Here is a 19,709-nt window from a genome sequence, read left to right as displayed (position 1 = left end):
CAGTTGGGTCTTTGCAGCGGTGCAATGAAGGTGTCGCCTGTACCGGCCTCTTCGCGGGCTCGCCCGCTCCCACAGGTTCACCACAGGTCCCGAAGGCCGAGGTGATCCTGTGGGAGCGGGCGAGCCCGCGAAGAGGCCGGTACAGGTGTCAGTGCAGTATCTGCGCCAGGAACCCCTTGGCACGCTCGGTACGCGGCTGGTTGAAGAACACCTGCGGCGGGCTGTCTTCGATGATCTGCCCGCCTTCCAGGAACAGCACCCGCTCGGCCACCTGCCGGGCAAAACCCATTTCATGGGTGACGCAGAGCATGGTCATGCCGGTGCCGGCCAGTTGCACCAGCACATCCAGCACTTCGGCGACCATCTCCGGGTCCAGCGCCGAAGTAGGCTCGTCAAACAGCATGATCCGCGGCTTCATGCACAGCGCGCGGGCAATCGCCACGCGCTGCTGCTGGCCGCCAGACAACTGGCTGGGGTATTTGTGTGCCTGGCTTTCGATACCAACCTTCTTCAGGTACATGCGCGCCCGCTCTTCGGCGTCCTTGCGCGACAACCCGCGCACGCTGGTGGGGGCCAGCAGGCAGTTGTCCAGCACGCTCATGTGCGGGAACAGGTTGAAGTGCTGGAACACCATGCCGATGTCGCTGCGCACCTGCGCCGCTTCGCGGGTGGTGGCCGCCAGGTCGATGCCATCCACCTTGATGCTGCCCTGCTGGGCCACTTCCAGGCGGTTGATGCAGCGGATCAGGGTCGACTTGCCCGAGCCGGACGGCCCGCACAGCACGATGCGTTCGCCTTCGCGCACCTGTAGGTCGATGTCACGCAGCACGTGGAAGGCGCCGTAGTGCTTGTTCAGGCCTTCGATGCGGATCAGCACCGGGCGCGGGTCGGGTTCGGGGGCAAGGGTGGCAAGGCTCAATGGTGCGGTCATCTTGTTGTTCTCCCGCAGGGGGTCAGTCGAATCGGGTCGCGCTGTAGGGCGCGGGGTCGGTGAAGGGGCGTTCGCCGGTGACCAGCTCGGCCACCAGCCGGCCGCTGACCGGGCCAAGGGTGAGGCCGTGGTGGGCGTGGCCGAAGTTGAACCACAGCCCCGGGTGGCGCGGCGCCGGGCCAATCACCGGGCGCATGTCCGGCAGGCATGGGCGACGGCCCAGCCAGGGGGTATCGTCCAGACGCTCGCCCAGGGCCGGGAACAGCTTGCGCGCCAGGGCTTCGCAACGGCCCAGCTGGATCTGGTTGCCCGGCGCGCTGCTGGCGTCGAACTCGATGCCGGTGGTCAGGCGCACGCCACGGGCCATTGGTGCCAGCACGTAGCCGCCCTGGGTGTCGCAGATGGAATGCTCCAGTTGCGCGCCGTCACGGGTGCTGTAGTGCATGTGGTAGCCACGCTTGATCGCCAGCGGGATCTGGTAGCCCAGGCCGCTGAACAGGTCGGCCGATTGCGGGCCGAGGCAGGCCACCACCTCGTTGGCGGTGATCGGGCCGCGGCGGCTGTCTACCTGCCATTGGCCGTCGACCTGGCGCAGGCTGCGCGCATCGCCATGCAGGAACTGCCCGCCGCGTTGCATGAACAGGGTGGCGTAGCCACGGGTGAGGGCGCCGGGGTTGTTCACGGTCTTGGGGTCGAGCCAGTGGATGCCACCGACCACGCTGGCGTCCAGCTGATGTTCGCGGGCCTGCAACTGCCCGCATTCGAGGATTTCGAACTGCAGGCCATATCGGCTCAGGCCCTTGGCGTCGGCCTTGGCCTGCTCGAACAGCGCCGGGTCGCGGAACACTTCGATCCAGCCTTTGGCCTGCACCAGCGCTTCCAGGCCAGCGGCAGCGATCAGGGCGTCGTGTTCTTCGACGCAGCGCTGCACCAGCGGCAGCATGTCGGCAGCGGCCCCGGCCAGGCGCCCGGGGGCCGACTGGCGCCAATAGCGCCACAGCCAGGGGGCGGCCTTGGGCAGGTGCAGCAGGCTGTAGCGCACATCGGGCTGACGGTTCAGGCCGTAGCGCAGCAGCGCGCCCAGTTGCCGGGGGAAGGCATAGGGGATCACGCTGGAACGCTCGATCAGCCCGGCGTTGCCGTGGCTGGTGCCGCTGCCCGGTTCGTCGCGGTCGATCAGGATCACCTGGCGCCCGCGGGCCTGCAGGTGCAGCGCGGTGCTGACGCCGACGATGCCGGCGCCGAGGACAAGGGTCTGGCAATGCATGGAACGTATCCTTCGGTCAGTTCAGGTGGCGGCCCAGGCGGGCTTCCAGGTGTTTCAGCAGGCGCCGCACCAGTTCGACAATCAGCAGGTAGAGCACAGCGGCCCACAGGTAGATCTGGAAGTCGAAACTGCGCGAGAAGGCCAGTTTGGTTACGCCCATCAGGTCGTAGATGGTCACCAGCGAGGCGATCGCGCTGGCCTTGATCATCAGGATCAGTTCGTTGCCCAGCGGGCCGATGGCCACCAGCAGCGACTGTGGCAGGATCACCTTGAAGAAGGTGGTCGAGCGCTTCAGGTTCAACGCCCGCGCCGCCTCATGCTGGCCGGGGGCGACGGCCATCAGGCTGCCGCGGAAGATCTCGGCCTGGTAGGCGGCGGTGTTCAGGGTGAACGCCAGCAGGGTGCAGAACCACGCTTCGCGGAAGAACCACCACAGGCCGACGTCCTGCCAGAAGCCCTTGAGCGAACCCAGGCCGTAATACAGCAGGAACAGCTGGGCCAGCAGCGGCGAGCCGCGGAAGAAGTACACGTAGCCGGCGGCCATGCGCTGCAGCAGCAGGCTGCGCGACATGCGCGCCAGGGCCAGCAACAGGCCGAGCACGGCACCCAGGCTGAAGGAAATCGCCACCAGTTTGGCGGTTACCAGCAGGCCATCGAGGAAGCGCGGGCCATAGCGGTCCAGCAGGTCGGGGTCGAGGACCAGCGCCAGCAGTTGTTCGAAGCTCATGCGCGTGCTCCTTGCAGGTGGCGGTTGCTGCGCCGTTCGATGAAGGCGAACACACGCCCGGAAATGGCGGCGAACAGCAGGTAGCCCAGGCAGGCGACGCCATAGAAGAACATCGGCTCCTTGGTCACGCTGACCGCCAGGTTGGTCTGGCGCATCAGGTCGACCAGCGAGATGGTGGATACCAGCGAGGTGTCCTTGAGCAGCGACAGCCAGTTGTTGGACAGGCCGGGCAGGGCGATGCGGGTCAGTTGCGGCAGCAGCACCTTGAAGAAGCCGGTGCGCTTGCTCAGGCCCAGCGCCGAGCAGGCTTCCAGCTGGCCCTTGGGCAGGGTCTTGAAGGCTGCCAGCCAGATTTCGCTGGAGAACGCGGCGAACACCAGGCTGAAGGCGATCATCGCGGCGAGGAAGGTATTGATCAGGAACTCGCCCTGGTAGCCCATGGCCGCGAGGATCTTCTGCGCGGCGATCTGGCAGCCGTAATAGATGATCAGCAGTGTCAGCAGTTCGGGCAGGCCGCGGAACACGGTGGAGAAGGTGGTGGCCCAGGCCCGCGGCAAGCGCTTGCGCGAGCGTGCGGCAAGGGCGACCACCAGACCCAGTGGCAGGCCGATGGGCAGGCAGGCCAGGGCCAGGGAAACGGTGACCAGCGCGCCGGCCAGCAGCGCCTGGCCCCAGCCTCCGCTGGCGAAGGACAGCAAGGACAATTGATCGAGCATGACAAACCCCTAGGATGGGCAACGCGGACTCTTTGTAGGAGCGGCCTTGTGTCGCGAAAGGGCTGCGGAGCAGCCCCAGGATCTATGCCGCAGCAGGGATTGCCGGGGCCGCCTTGCGGCCCTGTCGCGACACAAGGCCGCTCCTACAGAAATTGCGCAGTTTCCTGAAGATCAGTTGTAGATATCGAAAGCAAAATACTTGCTGGCGATCTTCTGGTAGGTGCCGTTGGCCACGATCTGTTGCAGCGCAACGTTCAGGCGCTGGCGCAGGGCTTCGTCGTCCTTGCGCACGGCAATGGCAGCATCGGCCTTGGTGTCGGCCACGTCGCCGAGGATCTTGCAGCAGTCCCCGCCGTTCTTGGTCATCCACTCGTGCAGCGGGAATTTGTCGGCAATCACGCCATCCAGGCGGCCCGCGGCCAGGTCGGCGTTGGCTTCGTCCATGGTCGGGTACAGTTTCACGTCGGCACCGGCCTTGGCGTAAACGTCTTCGGCGTAGATGGCCTGGGTGGACGACGACTGAGCGCCAACGGTGTAGCCGTCGAAGTTGGTCTGGGCGTCGTTGATCTTGCTGTCCTTGGCTACGGCAACGGTCAGCGGGGTGCGGTAGTAGTGGTCGGTGAAGGCGATTTTCTTGCGCCGTTCTTCGGTATTGATCATCGACGCGACCACTGCATCGTACTTGCGTGCCATCAGCGCCGGGATAATGCCTTCCCAGTCCTGGGCCACCAGTGTGCACTCGACTTTCATCTGCTCGCACAGGGCATGGGTGATGTCGACGTCGAAGCCGTGCAACTGGTTATTGGCGTCGACGTAGTTGAAGGGCGGGTAGGCGCCCTCGGTGGCGAAGCGCAGGGTTTCGGCACTGGCGGCACCCGACAGCAGCAGGGCGCACGCACCCACCAAGGCCATGGTCTTGTTCATCTCGCACCTCATTGCACTCTTGCTATTGTTGTTTTCCCGTCGACCACGAGGTGTAGCCGACGAATTCGTTATGTAGAGCGGCAGTTGCTTCCAAGCGTTTTTCAACATCCGGCCCGAGCTTCTTGCAGACCTCGTTGACCATCAGGTGCACCCACGACAGCATGGTCGAGGTGGACTCCCAGAACAGGTTGAACTCGGTGGGGATGCGGAACACCTCGTCGGCGTTGGCATCGGCCCAGTCACAGAAGGGGTCGGTCACCAGGGTGACCGCAATGCCAGCCTCGCGCGCCTTCTGGCACAACAGCAGGGCATGGCGGGAATAACGGCGGGCTTCGAACACCACCAGGGCGCTGTCTTCGGCGCGCCCCAGCAACACTTCGCCAAAGTGCCCGGCACTGATATCGACCAGTTGCACGCCGTCGCGCAGGTACTGCAGCAGGTGGCTCATGCACATGGCGATGCCGCGCTCGGTCTGGAAACCGGCGATGAACACCCGGCGCTTGCTCGCCAGGCGTTGCGCAACGCTATGCCAGGCACTGCTCTGGCGATACTCGTGCACGCGCACCAGGGCGGCGATTTCCAGCTCCAGGCTGCCGGCGTTGTCGCTGGCGTCCTGGTTCTGGCGGTAATCTTGCAGGCGGTCACCCACTAACCACGGGCCATCGCCCAGGTCGTTCTGCAGGTCTTGCTTCAACGCCTTGAGGTGGGCATAACCCAAGGAGCGGCAGAAACGGCCGACGCTGGATTCGCTGACGCCCAGCTTGACGGCAATGCTGGCCGAAGTCTGGAACGGCAGTTCATGGAGGTTGGCAAGCATGTAGCTGGCGATCTTGCGGCCCGAAGCAGCGGCCCCTTCCAGGCTGTTTTCCAGGCGTTGCTTGATCGGTTGGCTCATGCTGCGGCTCCAGGGGTCAGGCTTGCGAAAGAAAATGGCTGTTTTCTGTCATCAAGTCAACATTTGACAGATAGCTGTCACATGCAGGAAAGTTTTTGTCGTTGCAACGCTGTAGCCATTCCAATTCCAACAAGGAGCTTCAGATGTCCGCACCTTCCACCAGCACCGTCGTGCGTGTGCCTTTTACCGAGCTGCAGGGCTTGTTGCAGAGCATCTTCCAGCGCCATGGCTGCAGCGAAAGCGTGGCCCGGGTGCTGGCCCACAACTGTGCCAGCGCCCAGCGCGATGGTGCCCATAGCCATGGGGTGTTCCGCATGCCCGGCTATGTCTCGACCCTGGCCAGCGGTTGGGTCGATGGCCAGGCCGCGCCGAAGGTCAGCGATGTGGCGCCCGGTTATGTTCGCGTCGATGCCGCAGGCGGCTTCGCCCAGCCGGCGCTGGCGGCGGCCCGTGAACTTCTGGTGGCGAAGGCGCGTAACGCTGGCATCGCCGTGCTGGCGATCCACAACTCGCACCACTTCGCTGCGCTGTGGCCGGATGTGGAGCCATTCGCCGACGAAGGCCTGGTAGCCCTGAGCGTGGTCAACAGCATGACCTGCGTGGTGCCGCACGGTGCCCGCAAGCCGCTGTTCGGCACCAACCCCATCGCCTTTGCCGCACCCTGCGCGGAACATGACCCGATCGTCTTCGACATGGCCACCAGCGCCATGGCCCATGGCGACGTGCAGATTGCCGCGCGCGCTGGCCAGCAATTGCCGGAGGGCATGGGGGTGGATGCCAATGGTGAGCCGACCACCGACCCCAAGGCGATTCTGGAAGGCGGCGCCTTGCTGCCATTTGGCGGGCACAAGGGCTCGGCCCTGTCGATGATGGTCGAATTGCTGGCGGCGGCGCTGACCGGCGGGCATTTCTCCTGGGAGTTCGACTGGTCGGGGCACCCGGGGGCGAAGACGCCGTGGACCGGGCAGTTAATCATCGTCATCGACCCGAGCAAGGCCGAGGGCGAGCGGTTTGCCCAGCGCAGCCGCGAACTGGTCGAGCAGATGCAGGCGGTGGGGCTTACGCGCATGCCCGGCGAGCGGCGTTATCGCGAGCGCGAGGTGGCCGAGGAGGAGGGGGTGGCGGTGACCGAGCAGGAGTTGCAAGGCCTGAAAGAGCTGCTTGGCTGACCCGAACCATTCGCGGGTAAACCCGCTCCCACAGGGTTATCACAGGTTTTGAAAATTGTGCATGACCTGTGGCAGCGGGTTTACCCGCGAAGAATCCAGCACCAATCCTCAGCCATGCAATGTTGCATAGACAACCTTGCACAATAGTTGATGTTCCTGAGCCCGCACTCCGGGTATGCTCAGGGCTGCATTTTCGAACTGTCCTGATCCAAGGAGCTGCACGCTGTGTTCAAACATGTCGATGCCTATGCCGGCGACCCGATCCTCTCGTTGATGGAAACCTTCAAGGCCGACCCGCGCGCCGACAAGGTCAACCTGAGTATCGGCCTGTACTACGATGAGGCCGGCGTGGTGCCGCAACTGGCGGCTGTGGATGCGGTGGAAAAACGCATCGCCGGCCAGGACCACGAAGCCTCGCTGTACCTGCCGATGGAAGGCCTGGCCAGCTACCGCCAGGCGATCCAGGCGCTGCTGTTCGGTGCCGATCACCCGGCCGTGACCGGCGGGCGCGTGGCCACCGTGCAGACCGTGGGTGGCTCCGGCGCCCTGAAAGTCGGTGCCGACTTCCTCAAGCGCTACTTCCCGCAGTCCGAAGTCTGGGTCAGCAATCCGACCTGGGACAACCACCGCGCCATCTTCGAAGGCGCCGGTTTCAAGGTGCACACCTACCCGTACTTCGACCAGGCCACCCGTGGCGTGGACTTCGATGGCATGCTGGCCACCCTGCAGACCCTGCCGGCCAACAGCGTGGTGCTGCTGCACCCGTGCTGCCACAACCCTACCGGTGCCGACCTGGAACAGCACCAGTGGCAACAAGTGGTTGAAGTGGTCAAGGCACGCCAACTGATCCCGTTCCTCGACATCGCCTACCAGGGCTTTGCCGAAGGCCTGGTGGAAGACGCCTACGCCATCCGCGAAATGGCCCGCGCCGGTGTGCCGTGCCTGGTCAGCAACTCGTTCTCGAAGATCTTCTCGCTGTACGGCGAGCGGGTCGGTGGCCTGTCGGTGGTCTGTGACGATGATGCCACTGCCCAGAGCGTGCTCGGCCAGCTCAAGGCTACCGTGCGCCGCAACTACTCCAGCCCGCCCAACTTCGGCGCCCAGCTGGTCGCTGGCGTGCTGAGCGATGCCGCCCTCAATGCCCAGTGGGCCGAGGAAGTCGAAGTGATGCGCAAGCGTATCCTCGACATGCGCCAGGCGCTGGTCGATGCCCTGGCCGTGCTGCTGCCGGGCCAGGACTTCCAGTTCTTCCTGCGCCAGCGCGGCATGTTCAGCTACACCGGCTTCAGCGTCGAGCAAGTGCGTCGCCTGCGTGACGAGTTCGGCGTGTACCTGATCGACAGCGGCCGCGTATGCATGTCCGGCCTGCGCCCGGCCAACCTGCAACGGGTTGCCGAAGCGTTCGCCGCCGTCCAGAAGTAACGCCGCACGGGGCCGCGGCCTTTGTGGCAGTGTGGCCTTTGTGGGAGCGGCCTTGTGTCGCGAAAGGGGGGGCGCAGCGCCCCCGGCGTTTGCAGCTTCGCCGCGAATATTGCCGGGGCCGCTTTGCGGCCCTTTCGCGACACAAGGCCGCTCCCACACCTCCCAAATCCCCCCTGCAGTCCACCGGCATAACCCGCTTGTAAAGACAAGTGCAACCGCTCCTCGGAAAAGGGCTTCGCAAGTGCAACCTTTCCGTGCACAATCGCGCTCCCTTTTTCGGTTGAGTTGGGCGAAACGTCTATTTCGCCATTCTCAGCCTGTTGCAGTCTTGCGAGTGGAGCTTCACCCGGAATGAATGAGCAGGCCCCAAGCGTTGAACAACGCTTTGCAGAATCGACCCCCGCCACCCTCGGCAGCTGGTCGCGTCACGACACCACCTGGATGCTGGGCCTGTTCGGCACAGCGATCGGCGCCGGAACCCTGTTCCTGCCGATCAACGCCGGCCTCGGCGGCTTCTGGCCGCTGCTGATCCTGGCCATATTGGCCTTCCCAATGACCTATTTCGCTCACCGCGGGCTGACCCGTTTCGTCCTTTCCGGGCGCGATGGCGGCGATATCACCGAAGTGGTCAAGGAGCACTTCGGCATCACCGCCGGCGCCTCGATCACGGTGCTGTACTTCTTCGCGATCTTCCCGATCCTGCTTATCTATAGCGTGGCGCTGACCAACACCGTGTCCAGCTTCCTGGAGCACCAGTTGCACATGCAGCCGCCGCCACGGGCCATCCTGTCGTTCGTGCTGATCCTCGGCCTGCTGGCCATCGTGCGCTGCGGGGAGCAGGCCACGGTCAAGGTCATGAGCCTGCTGGTCTACCCGTTCATCGTTGCCCTGGCGTTGCTGGGCCTTTACCTGGTGCCACACTGGACCGGTGGCATTCTCGACAGCGCCGCCCAGGTGCCGCCGGCCTCGGCTTTCCTGCACACCCTGTGGCTGGCGATTCCGGTGATGGTGTTCTCGTTCAACCACTCGCCGATCATCTCCGCCTTTGCCGTCGACCAGAAGCGCCGCTACGGCGAGCATGCCGATGAGCGTAGCGGCCAGATCCTGCGCCGTGCCCACCTGCTGATGGTGGTGATGGTGCTGTTCTTCGTGTTCAGCTGCGTGCTCACCCTGAGCAGCGCCCAGCTGGCCGAGGCCAAGGCGCAGAACCTGTCGATCCTGTCGTACCTGGCCAACCACTTCAGCAACCCGACCATCGCGTTCGCTGCGCCACTGATTGCCTTCGTGGCCATCGCCAAGTCGTTCCTCGGCCACTACATCGGCGCCAGCGAAGGCCTCAAGGGCATCATCACCAAGGCCGGCGCTCGCCCGGGTGCCAAGGCCCTGGATCGCGTGGTTGCTGCACTGATGCTGGTAGTGTGCTGGATTGTCGCCACCCTCAACCCGAGCATCCTCGGCATGATCGAGTCGCTCGGCGGCCCGATCCTCGCGGTGCTGCTGTTCCTGATGCCGATGTACGCCATTCGCCGCGTGCCGTCGATGCGCAAGTACAGCGGTGCTGCCTCCAACGTGTTCGTGGTGGTAGTCGGCCTGGTTGCGCTGACCTCGGTGGTATACGGCCTGCTCGGCTGATACACCGCCTGCAATAACGAATGCCCGGGTCGCTTGTCGCGACCCGGGCATTTTTTTGTCCACAGGAATTGTCCGGCAATAGAACAATTTTACCTGCCCCCATAGGCACCCGACCGCCTTCATGCTTAACTCAGTGTCCTTTTCAAACCCCGCATAAGGATTTCGTCATGGCTCAAGTGACTCTCAAAGGCAACCCGGTTCAGGTCAAAGGCGAACTGCCGAAAACCGGCGCCCAGGCGCCGGCTTTCTCCCTGGTCGGTGAAGGCCTGGCTGACAAGTCGCTGAAAGACTTTGCCGGCAAGCGCAAGGTGCTGAACATCTTCCCGAGCGTCGACACCCCGACCTGCGCTACTTCCGTGCGCAAGTTCAACGCCCAGGCCAACGATGTGGCCAACACCGTGGTGCTGTGCATCTCCGCCGACCTGCCGTTCGCCCAGGCACGCTTCTGCGGTGCCGAAGGCCTGGACAACGTGAAGAACCTGTCGACCCTGCGTGGCCGCGAGTTCCTCGAAAACTATGGCGTGGCCATTGCCGATGGCCCGCTGGCCGGTCTGGCCGCCCGTGCCGTGGTGGTGCTGGACGAAAACGACAAGGTGCTGCACAGCGAGCTGGTTGGCGAAATCGCTGATGAGCCGAACTACGAAGCAGCGCTGGCCGTACTGAAGTAATGGTTGTGGGGCAGGGCGGCTGAATACTGTTCTGGCCCCTTCGCGGGTAAACCCGCTCCCACAGGGATATCACAGCCTTTGAAACCTGTGCCGTACCTGTGGGAGCGGGTTTACCCGCGAAGAGTCCGGCACAGGCAGCGGAAACCTTTTAGCCCGCTACCTGCTCCAAGCAACACCCTGTAAACGGCCCGGAACACGTTCCGGGCCGTTTTCATTTAAAGTTCAAACTCTTGGCAACGTCAGGCAAAGGTAAACCTCTGGTAAAGGCGCTTTGCTAAAACGATGTCAGTGCTTATCGTTCATCCTCCCCAAGTCGTCATTCCGAACAAGGTTCGTTCAACCCATGCAAGCGTCCAATTCCCGTTCCCCTCGTCGCTGGCTCGTCGGCCTGCTGATCCTGCTGCTGGTGGCTGCACTGGCCTGGTGGCTGTGGCCGGCAGCGACACCTGCGCATAAAGAAGCCAGTGGCGGGCGCGGTGGCAAGGGCATGGGCATGATGGGCGGGCGGCCGGGCTTCGGCGGCTCCAGCGACCCGGTGCCGGTGCGCGTCGAGCCGGTGCGGGTGGGCGACTTCCCGCTGTACTACAAGGCCCTGGGCACAGTCACCGCGACCAACACCGTCAACGTGCGTAGCCGCGTGGCTGGCGAGCTGGTGAAGATCCACTTCAAGGAAGGCCAGCAGGTCAAGGCCGGCGACCTGCTCGCCGAGATCGACCCGCGCCCGTACCGCATTGCCCTGCAACAGGCCGAAGGCACCCTGGCGCAGAACCAGGCGCAGCTGAAGAATGCCCAGGTCGACCTGGCCCGCTATAAAGGCCTGTACGCCGAAGACAGCATTGCCAAGCAAACCCTCGACACCGCCGAAGCGCAGGTGGCGCAGTTCCAGGGGTTGGTGAAGACCAACCAGGCGCAGGTCAACGACGCCCGCCTGAACCTCGATTTCACCCAGATACGCGCGCCGATCAACGGCCGCGTGGGCCTGCGCCAGCTCGACCTGGGCAACCTGGTGGCGGCCAACGACACCACTGCGCTGGTGGTGATTACCCAGACCGAGCCGATCAGCGTCGCCTTCACCCTGCCGGAAACCGAGCTGAGCACCGTGCTGGAGCGCTACCGTAGCGGCGCCAGTCTGCCGGTCGAGGCCTGGGACCGCAGTGACAGCAAGCTGCAGTCCACCGGCGTGCTGGGCAGCATCGACAACCAGATCGACACCACCACCGGCACCCTCAAGTTCAAGGGCCGCTTCGAGAACAAGGACCTGGCCCTGTTCCCCAACCAGTTCGTCAACGTGCGCCTGCTGGCCGACACCCTCAAGCAGGTGACCATGGCCCCGGCGGCGGCCATCCAGTTCGGTAACGACGGCACCTTCGCCTATGTGGTCAACGCCGAGAGCAAGGTCAATGTGCGAAAGCTCAAGGTGGGGGCCAGCGACGGCCAGAACAGCGTCATCCTCGAAGGCCTGAAGGCCGGCGACCGCCTGGTGCTGGAAGGCACCGACCGCTTGCGCGAAGGCACCAAGGTGGAAGTGGTCGAAGACAGCTCGCAAGTGCCGACCACGCCGGGTCAGCAGCTGCAAGGCCAGGAAGCCAAGGGCTCGGCACGCGCTGGTGATGTGCAGCCTGGTGAAGCACAGCCTGGTAGCGCAGCAGGCAAGGCGGGCGCATGAACCTCTCGCGTCTGTTCATCCTGCGGCCGGTTGCCACCACGCTGAGCATGCTGGCCATCGTCCTGGCCGGCCTGATCGCTTACAAGCTGCTGCCGGTTTCCGCCCTGCCGCAGGTGGATTACCCGACCATCCGGGTCATGACCCTGTACCCCGGCGCCAGCCCGCAGGTCATGACCAGCGCCGTTACCGCGCCGCTGGAACGCCAGTTCGGCCAGATGCCGGGCCTGGAGCAGATGGCCTCGACCAGCTCCGGCGGCGCCTCGGTGCTGACCTTGCGCTTCAACCTCGACATGAACATGGACGTTGCCGAGCAACAGGTGCAGGCCGCGATCAACGCCGCCAGCAACCTGCTGCCCAGCGACCTGCCAGCGCCGCCGGTGTACAACAAGGTCAACCCGGCCGACACCCCGGTGCTGACCCTGGCCATCTCCAGCAAGACCATGCCGCTGCCCAAGCTCAACGACCTGGTCGATACCCGCGTGGCACAGAAGCTCGCGCAGATCAGCGGTGTGGGCATGGTCAGCATTGCCGGTGGCCAGCGCCAGGCGGTGCGGATCAAGGTCAACGTCGATGCCCTGGCCGCCAACGGCCTGAACCTGGAGGACGTGCGCACCCTGATCGGCGCCTCCAACGTCAACCAGCCCAAGGGCAACTTCGACGGCCCGACCCGGGTGTCGATGCTCGACGCCAACGACCAGCTGCGCTCCCCTGAGGAGTACGCCAACCTGATCCTGGCCTACAACAACGGCGCACCACTGCGTCTCAAGGACGTGGCCGAAATCGTCGACGGCGCGGAAAACGAACGCCTGGCTGCCTGGGCCAATGAAAACCACGCGGTGCTGCTGAACATCCAGCGCCAGCCGGGCGCCAACGTCATCGAAGTGGTCGATCGCATCAAGGCCCTGCTGCCGTCGATCACCGACAACCTGCCGGCCGGCCTCGATGTTTCGGTGCTCACCGACCGCACTCAGACCATCCGCGCCGCGGTCAAGGACGTGCAGCACGAACTACTGATCGCCATCGCCCTGGTGGTGATGGTCACCTTCGTCTTCCTGCGCCGCTTCAGTGCCACCCTCATTCCTTCGATCGCCGTGCCGTTGTCGCTGATCGGCACCTTCGGCGTGATGTACCTGGCCGGCTTCTCGGTCAACAACCTGACGCTGATGGCCCTGACCATCGCCACCGGCTTCGTGGTCGACGATGCCATCGTGATGCTGGAGAACATCTCCCGGCACATCGAGGAGGGCGAGACGCCCATGCAGGCGGCGCTCAAGGGCGCCCGGCAAATCGGCTTCACCCTGATCTCGCTGACCTTCTCGCTGATTGCGGTACTGATCCCGCTGCTGTTCATGGCCGATGTGGTCGGCCGCCTGTTCCGTGAGTTCGCCATCACCCTGGCGGTGGCCATCCTGATTTCCCTGGTGGTATCGCTGACCCTGACGCCGATGATGTGCGCGCGCCTGCTCAAGCGCGAGCCCAAGGAAGAAGAACAGGGCCGGTTCTATCGCGCCAGTGGCGCCTGGATCGACTGGCTGATCAGGCACTACGGCAGCGCCCTGCAGTGGGTACTCAAGCGCCAGCCGCTGACGCTGCTGGTGGCCGTGGCCAGCCTGGCGCTCACCGTGTTCCTGTACATGGTGGTGCCCAAGGGCTTCTTCCCGGTGCAGGACACCGGGGTGATCCAGGGCATTTCCGAAGCGCCGCAGTCCACCTCGTTCGCCGCCATGAGCGAACGCCAGCAGGCCCTGAGCAAGGTGATCCTGCAGGACCCGGCAGTGCAGAGCCTGTCGTCCTACATCGGCGTCGATGGTGACAACGCCACGCTCAACAGCGGCCGCCTGCTGATCAACCTCAAGCCTCATGGCGAGCGTAATGTCACTGCCAGCGAGGTGATCGACCGCCTGCAACCGCAAGTCGACCGGCTGGTGGGCATCCGCCTGTTCATGCAGCCGGTGCAGGACCTGAGCATCGAAGACCGGGTCAGCCGTACCCAGTACCAGTTCAGCCTGTCGTCACCGGATGCCGAGCTGCTGGCGCAGTGGAGCGGCAAGCTGGTGCAGGCGCTGCAGCAGCGTCCGGAACTGGCCGACGTGGCCAGCGACCTGCAGGACAAGGGCCTGCAGGTGTACCTGGTGATCGACCGCGACATGGCCAGCCGCCTGGGCATCAGCGTGTCGCAGATCACCAACGCCCTGTACGATGCCTTCGGCCAGCGCCAGATCTCGACCATCTACACCCAGGCCAGTCAGTACCGCGTGGTGTTGCAGTCCAAGGATGCGGCGGTGATCGGCCCGCAGGCGCTGGAGTCGATCCACGTCAAGGCCACCGATGGTGGCCAGGTGCGCCTGTCGGCGCTGGCGCGTATCGAGCAGCGCCAGGCCCAGCTGGCCATTTCCCACATCGGCCAGTTCCCGGCGGTGACCCTGTCGTTCAACCTGGCCCACGGCGCGTCGCTGGGCGAGGCGGTGCAGGTGATCGAGCAGGTGCAAAAGGACATTGGCATGCCGCTGGGCGTGCAGACCCGCTTCCAGGGCGCGGCGCAGGCCTTCCAGGCATCGCTGTCGAGCACCTTGCTGCTGATCCTGGCGGCGGTGGTGACCATGTACATCGTGCTGGGCGTGCTGTACGAGAGCTACATCCACCCGGTGACCATCCTTTCGACCCTGCCGTCGGCGGCGGTCGGCGCCTTGCTGGCCTTGCTCATCAGCGGCAACGACCTGGGCATGATTGCCATCATCGGCATCATCCTGTTGATCGGCATCGTCAAGAAAAACGCGATCATGATGATCGACTTTGCCCTCGAAGCCGAGCGCCAGCAAGGCATGAGCCCGCGCGATGCCATCTACCAGGCCGCTCTGCTGCGCTTCCGGCCGATCCTGATGACCACCCTGGCCGCGCTGTTCGGCGCCGTGCCACTGATGCTCGCCACTGGTTCCGGCGCCGAGCTGCGCCAGCCGCTGGGCCTGGTGATGGTCGGTGGCTTGCTGGTCAGCCAGGTGCTGACGCTGTTCACCACCCCGGTCATCTACCTGTACTTCGACCGCCTGGCCCGCCGTTGGCGCCCGGCCACTGACGTGAAGCAGGCCGAGGCATGAACCTGTCCGGTCCTTTCATCCGTCGCCCGGTGGCGACCATGTTGTTGAGCCTGGCGATCATGCTGCTGGGCGGGGTCAGCTTCGGCCTGCTGCCGGTGGCACCGCTGCCACAGATGGACTTCCCGGTGATCGTGGTGTCGGCCAACCTGTCCGGCGCCAGCCCGGAAGTCATGGCGGCCACCGTGGCCACTCCGCTGGAGCGCAAGCTGGGCAGCATTGCCGGCGTGACCACGCTGACCAGCAGCTCCAACCAGGGCTCCACACGGGTGATCATCGGCTTCGAGATGGGCCGCGACATCGACGGCGCGGCGCGCGAGGTGCAGGCAGCGATCAACGCCACCCGCAACCTGCTGCCCAGCGGTATGCGCAGCATGCCCACCTACAAGAAGATCAACCCGTCGCAGGCACCGATCATGGTGCTGTCGCTGACCTCGGACGTGCTGCAGAAAGGCCAGCTGTACGACCTGGCCGACACCATCCTGTCGCAGAGCCTGGCCCAGGTACCGGGGGTAGGCGAGGTACAGATCGGCGGCAGTTCGCTGCCGGCGGTGCGGATTGCCGTCGAACCGCAATTGCTCAACCAGTACGGCCTTTCTCTGGATGAAGTACGCACGGCGGTATCCAACGCCAACCAGCGCCGGCCGATGGGCTTTGTCGAGGACGCCGAGCGCAGCTGGCAGGTGCGTGCCAACGACCAGCTGGAAAGCGCCAAGGACTACGAGCCGGTGGTGATCCGCCAGCAGAACGGCACCATCCTGCGCCTGTCCGACGTGGCGAGCATCACCGACGGCGTCGAGAACCGCTACAACAGCGGCTTCTTCAATGACCAGAGCGCGGTATTGCTGGTGGTCAACCGCCAGACCGGCGCCAACATCATCGAAACGGTCGACCAGATCAAGGCACAGCTGCCGGCCCTGCAGTCGCTGCTGCCGGCCAGCGTGCAACTGAACGTGGCCATGGACCGCTCGCCAGTGATCAAGGCCACCCTCAAGGAAGCCGAGCACACCCTGCTGATCGCCGTGGTGCTGGTGATTCTGGTGGTCTATCTGTTCCTCGGCAGCCTGCGTGCCTCGCTGATCCCCAGCCTGGCGGTGCCGGTGTCACTGGTGGGCACCTTCGCGGTCATGTACCTGTGCGGTTTCTCGCTCAACAACCTGTCGCTGATGGCGCTGATCCTTGCCACCGGCCTGGTGGTGGACGACGCCATCGTGGTGCTGGAGAACATCTCCCGGCACATCGAGGACGGCCAGCCGCCGATGAAGGCGGCCTTCCTCGGGGCCAAGGAAGTGGGTTTCACCTTGCTGTCGATGAACGTGTCGCTGGTGGCGGTGTTCGTCTCCATCCTGTTCATGGGCGGCATCGTGCGCAACCTGTTCCAGGAGTTCTCCATCACCCTGGCGGCAGCGATCATCGTATCGCTGGTGGTGTCGCTGACCCTCACGCCGATGCTGTGCGCCCGTTGGCTAAAACCACACCAGGCCGAGCAGACCCGCCTGCAGCGCTGGAGCGACCAGTTGCACCAGCGCATGGTCGAGGCCTATGACCGCAGCCTGGGCTGGGCCCTGCGTCACAAGCGCCTGACTCTGATCAGCCTGCTGGCCACCATCGCTATCAACATCGCCCTGTACGTGGTGGTGCCCAAGACGTTGATGCCGCAGCAGGATACCGGCCAGCTGATGGGCTTCATCCGTGGCGACGATGGCCTGTCGTTCAGCGTGATGCAACCGAAAATGGAAATCTACCGCCGTGCCTTGCTGGCCGACCCGGCGGTGCAGAGCGTTGCCGGCTTCATCGGTGGCAACAGCGGGACCAACAATGCCTTTGTGCTGGTACGCCTGAAGCCGATCAGCGAGCGCAAGATCGATGCGCAGAAGGTGATCGAGCGCTTGCGCAAGGAAATGCCCAAGGTACCCGGTGGGCGCCTGTTCCTGATGGCCGACCAGGACCTGCAACTGGGCGGCGGCGGCCGTGACCAGACCTCTTCGCAGTACCTGTACTCCCTGCAGAGCGGCGACCTGGCGGCGTTGCGCGAATGGTTCCCGAAAGTGGTGGCGGCGCTGCGTACACTGCCGCAGCTGACTGCCATCGACGCTCGCGACGGTGCCGGCACCCAGCAGGTGACCCTGGTGGTCGACCGCGACCAGGCCAAGCGCCTGGGCATCGACATGGACATGATCACCACGGTGCTGAACAACGCCTACAGCCAGCGGCAGATTTCCACCATCTACGACAGTCTCAACCAGTACCAGGTGGTGCTGGAGATCAACCCGAAGTACGCCTGGGACCCGAGCACCCTCGAGCAGGTGCAGGTGATTACTGCCGACGGTGCCCGCGTACCGCTGTCGACCATCGCCCACTACGAGAACAGCCTGGCCAACGACCGGGTCAGCCACGAAGGCCAGTTCGCCGCCGAAAGCATCGCCTTCGATGTCGCCGAAGGCTACAGCCCCGACCAGGCCATGGCGGCGCTGGAGCGTGCGGTGGCCAAGCTGGGCTTGCCCGAAGAAGTGATCGCCAAGCTCGGTGGTTCTGCCGATGCCTTCGCCAAGACCCAGGAAGGCCAGCCGCTGATGATCCTTGGCGCGCTGGTGCTGGTTTACCTGGTGCTGGGTATCCTTTACGAGAGCTACATTCACCCGCTGACCATCCTCTCGACATTGCCCTCGGCCGGCGTCGGTGCCTTGCTGGCGTTGTACGTCACCGGCGGCGAGTTCAGCCTGATCTCGCTGCTGGGGCTGTTCCTGCTGATCGGCGTGGTGAAGAAAAACGCCATTCTGATGATCGACCTGGCCTTGCAGCTGGAGCGCCACCAGGGCCTGACACCGGAAGAGTCGATCCGCCGGGCCTGCCTGCTGCGCCTGCGGCCGATCCTGATGACTACCCTGGCGGCCATCCTCGGTGCCTTGCCGCTGCTGCTGAGCCGCGCCGAAGGCGCGGAAATGCGCCAGCCGCTGGGCCTGACCATCATTGGCGGCCTGGTGTTCAGCCAGATCCTCACCCTTTACACGACACCGGTGGTCTACCTGTACCTGGACCGCCTGCGTCACCGTTTCAACCGTTGGCGCGGCGTGCGCACCGACGCCGCCCTGGAAACCCCGCTATGACTTTTGCCCAGACCCCACTTCATCGCGCCCTGCAGACGCTGACCCGTGGGCGTGGCTCGCGCCTGCTCAGCGCCGGGTTGTGCGTCGCCTTGCTCAGCGCCTGCACCCTGAGCCCGGACTACCACCGCCCGGAGCTGAGCAGCACGGCGCAGTTCAAGCACGCCGAAGGCTGGACCCAGGCCACGCCGTCCGATGCCATCGCCCGCGGCGCCTGGTGGGAAATCTACGGCGATGCCGGGCTCAATGCACTGGTCGAAGAGCTCAACCGCAGCAACCAGACCGTGGCGCAATCGGAGGCTCAGTACCGCCAGGCCCAGGCGCTGGTGCGCAGCAGCCGGGCGGCGCTGTTCCCCAGCCTGGACCTCAGCGTCGGCAAGACCCGTTCGGCACAGGGCACCGGCAGCTCCAGCTCGAGCCTGTCCAATAACAGCAGCGGCATACGCAACACCTACAACGCCCAGCTTGGCGTCAGCTGGGAAATCGACCTGTGGGGCAAGCTGCGCGAGACCCTCAATGCCAACCAAGCCAGTGCCGAAGCCAGCCTGGCCGACCTGGCCTCGATCCGCCTCAGCCAGCAGTCGGAACTGGTGCAGAACTACCTGCAGTTGCGGGTGATCGACGAGCAGAAGCGGCTGTTGGAAGCCACTGTGGCAGCCTATGAACGTTCGCTACGGATGAACGAAAACCAGTACCGCGCCGGTGTCGCCGGCCCTGATGCGGTGGCCCAGGCGCGTACCCAGCTCAAGAGCACCCAGGCTGACCTGATCGACCTGATCTGGCAGCGCGCCCAGTTCGAGAACGCCATTGCCGTGCTGCTGGGCAAGACCCCCGCCGACTTCGCCCTGGCTGACAGCAAGGCCATTCCGGCGCTGCCGCAAATTCCGGTGGCCTTGCCCTCGCAGTTGCTGGAGCGACGCCCGGACATCGCTGCAGCTGAACGCAACGTGATGGCGGCCAACGCCAATATCGGCGTGTCGCGGGCGGCGTATTTCCCGGACCTGAGCCTGAGCATGAGTGGCGGTTATTCCAGCAGCAGCTTCAGCAACTGGATCGAACTGCCCAACCGCTACTGGTCGGTGGGCCCGCAGCTGGCGCTGACCTTGTTCGACGCCGGCAAGCGCAGTGCCGAGGTGGACCGCACGGTGGCGGTGTATGACCAGACCGTGGCGCAGTACCGCCAGACCGTGCTCGACGGCTTCAAGGAAGTGGAAAACCTGCTGGTGCAGTTGAAGGTGTATGGCGATGAAGCGGTAGTGCGCCAGGAGGCACTGGATGCCGCCCGCGAGTCGTTGCGCCTGACCGAGAACCAGTACCGCGCCGGGCTCATCGGCTACCTGGATGTGGTCAACGTGCAGACCACGGCGCTGAGCAACGAGCGCAGTGTGTTGAACCTGCTGCAGGGGCGCCTGGTGGCCAGCGTGCAGCTGGTTGCCGCGCTGGGCGGTGGTTGGGATGCGGAACAGGCGTTTGCCGAGCAGGATTGAAATATTCGC

The 19,709-nt window shown here is 64.6% G+C and carries 14 protein-coding genes; 8 read left to right on the top strand and 6 right to left on the bottom strand.

From position 1 onward, the window contains the following. Window positions 1-148: 148 nt before the first annotated feature. The 6 genes from ACIQYU_RS13490 to ACIQYU_RS13465 all read right to left on the bottom strand — a co-directional run bounded on the left by ACIQYU_RS13490 (window position 149) and on the right by ACIQYU_RS13465 (window position 5,460). A complete protein-coding gene (locus ACIQYU_RS13490) occupies window positions 149-931 on the bottom strand; it encodes an amino acid ABC transporter ATP-binding protein (RefSeq protein WP_063914997.1) in 783 nt (260 codons plus the stop codon). Between the two features lie 22 nt (window positions 932-953). Next, complete coding sequence (locus tag ACIQYU_RS13485; RefSeq protein WP_207837702.1) at window positions 954-2,198, bottom strand: FAD-binding oxidoreductase; 1,245 nt, start codon at window positions 2,196-2,198, stop codon at window positions 954-956. Window positions 2,199-2,214: 16 nt separating this feature from the next. Then, window positions 2,215-2,925: an ABC transporter permease gene (locus ACIQYU_RS13480; protein WP_025338833.1), complete on the bottom strand. Its 711-nt coding sequence runs from the start codon at window positions 2,923-2,925 to the stop codon at window positions 2,215-2,217. After that, complete coding sequence (locus tag ACIQYU_RS13475) at window positions 2,922-3,641, bottom strand: ABC transporter permease (RefSeq protein WP_004376260.1); 720 nt, start codon at window positions 3,639-3,641, stop codon at window positions 2,922-2,924. The genes ACIQYU_RS13480 and ACIQYU_RS13475 overlap by 4 nt, the downstream gene beginning before the upstream one ends. Window positions 3,642-3,812: 171 nt before the next feature. Beyond that, window positions 3,813-4,565, bottom strand: a complete 753-nt coding sequence (locus ACIQYU_RS13470) for a transporter substrate-binding domain-containing protein (RefSeq protein WP_233688274.1) — start codon at window positions 4,563-4,565, stop codon at window positions 3,813-3,815. A 22-nt stretch (window positions 4,566-4,587) separates the two neighbouring features. Further along, window positions 4,588-5,460: a MurR/RpiR family transcriptional regulator gene (locus ACIQYU_RS13465; RefSeq protein WP_233688275.1), complete on the bottom strand. Its 873-nt coding sequence runs from the start codon at window positions 5,458-5,460 to the stop codon at window positions 4,588-4,590. A gap of 143 nt (window positions 5,461-5,603) precedes the next feature. Here ACIQYU_RS13465 and ACIQYU_RS13460 point away from each other — a divergent pair, with 143 nt between their 5' ends. The 8 genes from ACIQYU_RS13460 to ACIQYU_RS13425 all read left to right on the top strand — a co-directional run bounded on the left by ACIQYU_RS13460 (window position 5,604) and on the right by ACIQYU_RS13425 (window position 19,700). Further along, window positions 5,604-6,629: an Ldh family oxidoreductase gene (locus ACIQYU_RS13460; protein WP_207837711.1), complete on the top strand. Its 1,026-nt coding sequence runs from the start codon at window positions 5,604-5,606 to the stop codon at window positions 6,627-6,629. A 225-nt stretch (window positions 6,630-6,854) separates the two neighbouring features. Next, complete coding sequence (locus tag ACIQYU_RS13455) at window positions 6,855-8,051, top strand: amino acid aminotransferase (protein ID WP_063915003.1); 1,197 nt, start codon at window positions 6,855-6,857, stop codon at window positions 8,049-8,051. A gap of 351 nt (window positions 8,052-8,402) precedes the next feature. Beyond that, the gene (locus ACIQYU_RS13450) at window positions 8,403-9,683 is read left to right on the top strand and encodes a serine/threonine transporter (RefSeq protein ID WP_207837713.1); all 1,281 of its coding nucleotides are present in this window, start codon (window positions 8,403-8,405) and stop codon (window positions 9,681-9,683) included. Window positions 9,684-9,850: 167 nt separating this feature from the next. Then, on the top strand, window positions 9,851-10,351 hold the full coding sequence (tpx, locus tag ACIQYU_RS13445; protein WP_233688276.1) for a thiol peroxidase: 501 nt from the start codon (window positions 9,851-9,853) through the stop codon (window positions 10,349-10,351). A 343-nt stretch (window positions 10,352-10,694) separates the two neighbouring features. After that, entirely contained in the window at window positions 10,695-12,017 is a 1,323-nt protein-coding gene (locus ACIQYU_RS13440) for an MdtA/MuxA family multidrug efflux RND transporter periplasmic adaptor subunit (RefSeq protein WP_233694437.1), read from the top strand. Then, complete coding sequence (locus tag ACIQYU_RS13435; RefSeq protein ID WP_207837719.1) at window positions 12,014-15,112, top strand: MdtB/MuxB family multidrug efflux RND transporter permease subunit; 3,099 nt, start codon at window positions 12,014-12,016, stop codon at window positions 15,110-15,112. Before ACIQYU_RS13440 ends, ACIQYU_RS13435 begins: the two co-directional genes overlap by 4 nt. Further along, the gene (locus ACIQYU_RS13430; RefSeq protein WP_207837721.1) at window positions 15,109-18,216 is read left to right on the top strand and encodes an efflux RND transporter permease subunit; all 3,108 of its coding nucleotides are present in this window, start codon (window positions 15,109-15,111) and stop codon (window positions 18,214-18,216) included. Before ACIQYU_RS13435 ends, ACIQYU_RS13430 begins: the two co-directional genes overlap by 4 nt. Continuing rightward, window positions 18,213-19,700 carry an efflux transporter outer membrane subunit gene (locus tag ACIQYU_RS13425; protein ID WP_207837723.1) on the top strand — a complete coding sequence of 496 codons (1,488 nt, stop codon included), beginning with the start codon at window positions 18,213-18,215 and terminating at the stop codon, window positions 19,698-19,700. Before ACIQYU_RS13430 ends, ACIQYU_RS13425 begins: the two co-directional genes overlap by 4 nt. Window positions 19,701-19,709 lie beyond the last annotated feature (9 nt).

This window comes from Pseudomonas sp. NPDC096925 (genome assembly GCF_044762545.1).
Taxonomy (GTDB): Bacteria; Pseudomonadota; Gammaproteobacteria; order Pseudomonadales; family Pseudomonadaceae; genus Aquipseudomonas.
Note: the sequence above shows the minus strand (reverse complement) of the source record. Positions and strands in the feature narration are given on the sequence as shown.

Coding starts and splice junctions, on each gene's coding strand:
- ACIQYU_RS13440 (WP_233694437.1), top strand. CDS start 10,695: ATGCAAGCGTCCAATTCCCGTTCCCCTCGTCGCTGGCTCGTCGGCCTG.
- ACIQYU_RS13450 (WP_207837713.1), top strand. CDS start 8,403: ATGAATGAGCAGGCCCCAAGCGTTGAACAACGCTTTGCAGAATCGACC.
- ACIQYU_RS13480 (WP_025338833.1), bottom strand. CDS start 2,925: ATGAGCTTCGAACAACTGCTGGCGCTGGTCCTCGACCCCGACCTGCTG.
- ACIQYU_RS13465 (WP_233688275.1), bottom strand. CDS start 5,460: ATGAGCCAACCGATCAAGCAACGCCTGGAAAACAGCCTGGAAGGGGCC.
- ACIQYU_RS13475 (WP_004376260.1), bottom strand. CDS start 3,641: ATGCTCGATCAATTGTCCTTGCTGTCCTTCGCCAGCGGAGGCTGGGGC.
- tpx (WP_233688276.1), top strand. CDS start 9,851: ATGGCTCAAGTGACTCTCAAAGGCAACCCGGTTCAGGTCAAAGGCGAA.
- ACIQYU_RS13425 (WP_207837723.1), top strand. CDS start 18,213: ATGACTTTTGCCCAGACCCCACTTCATCGCGCCCTGCAGACGCTGACC.
- ACIQYU_RS13490 (WP_063914997.1), bottom strand. CDS start 931: ATGACCGCACCATTGAGCCTTGCCACCCTTGCCCCCGAACCCGACCCG.
- ACIQYU_RS13460 (WP_207837711.1), top strand. CDS start 5,604: ATGTCCGCACCTTCCACCAGCACCGTCGTGCGTGTGCCTTTTACCGAG.
- ACIQYU_RS13470 (WP_233688274.1), bottom strand. CDS start 4,565: ATGAACAAGACCATGGCCTTGGTGGGTGCGTGCGCCCTGCTGCTGTCG.
- ACIQYU_RS13435 (WP_207837719.1), top strand. CDS start 12,014: ATGAACCTCTCGCGTCTGTTCATCCTGCGGCCGGTTGCCACCACGCTG.
- ACIQYU_RS13485 (WP_207837702.1), bottom strand. CDS start 2,198: ATGCATTGCCAGACCCTTGTCCTCGGCGCCGGCATCGTCGGCGTCAGC.
- ACIQYU_RS13430 (WP_207837721.1), top strand. CDS start 15,109: ATGAACCTGTCCGGTCCTTTCATCCGTCGCCCGGTGGCGACCATGTTG.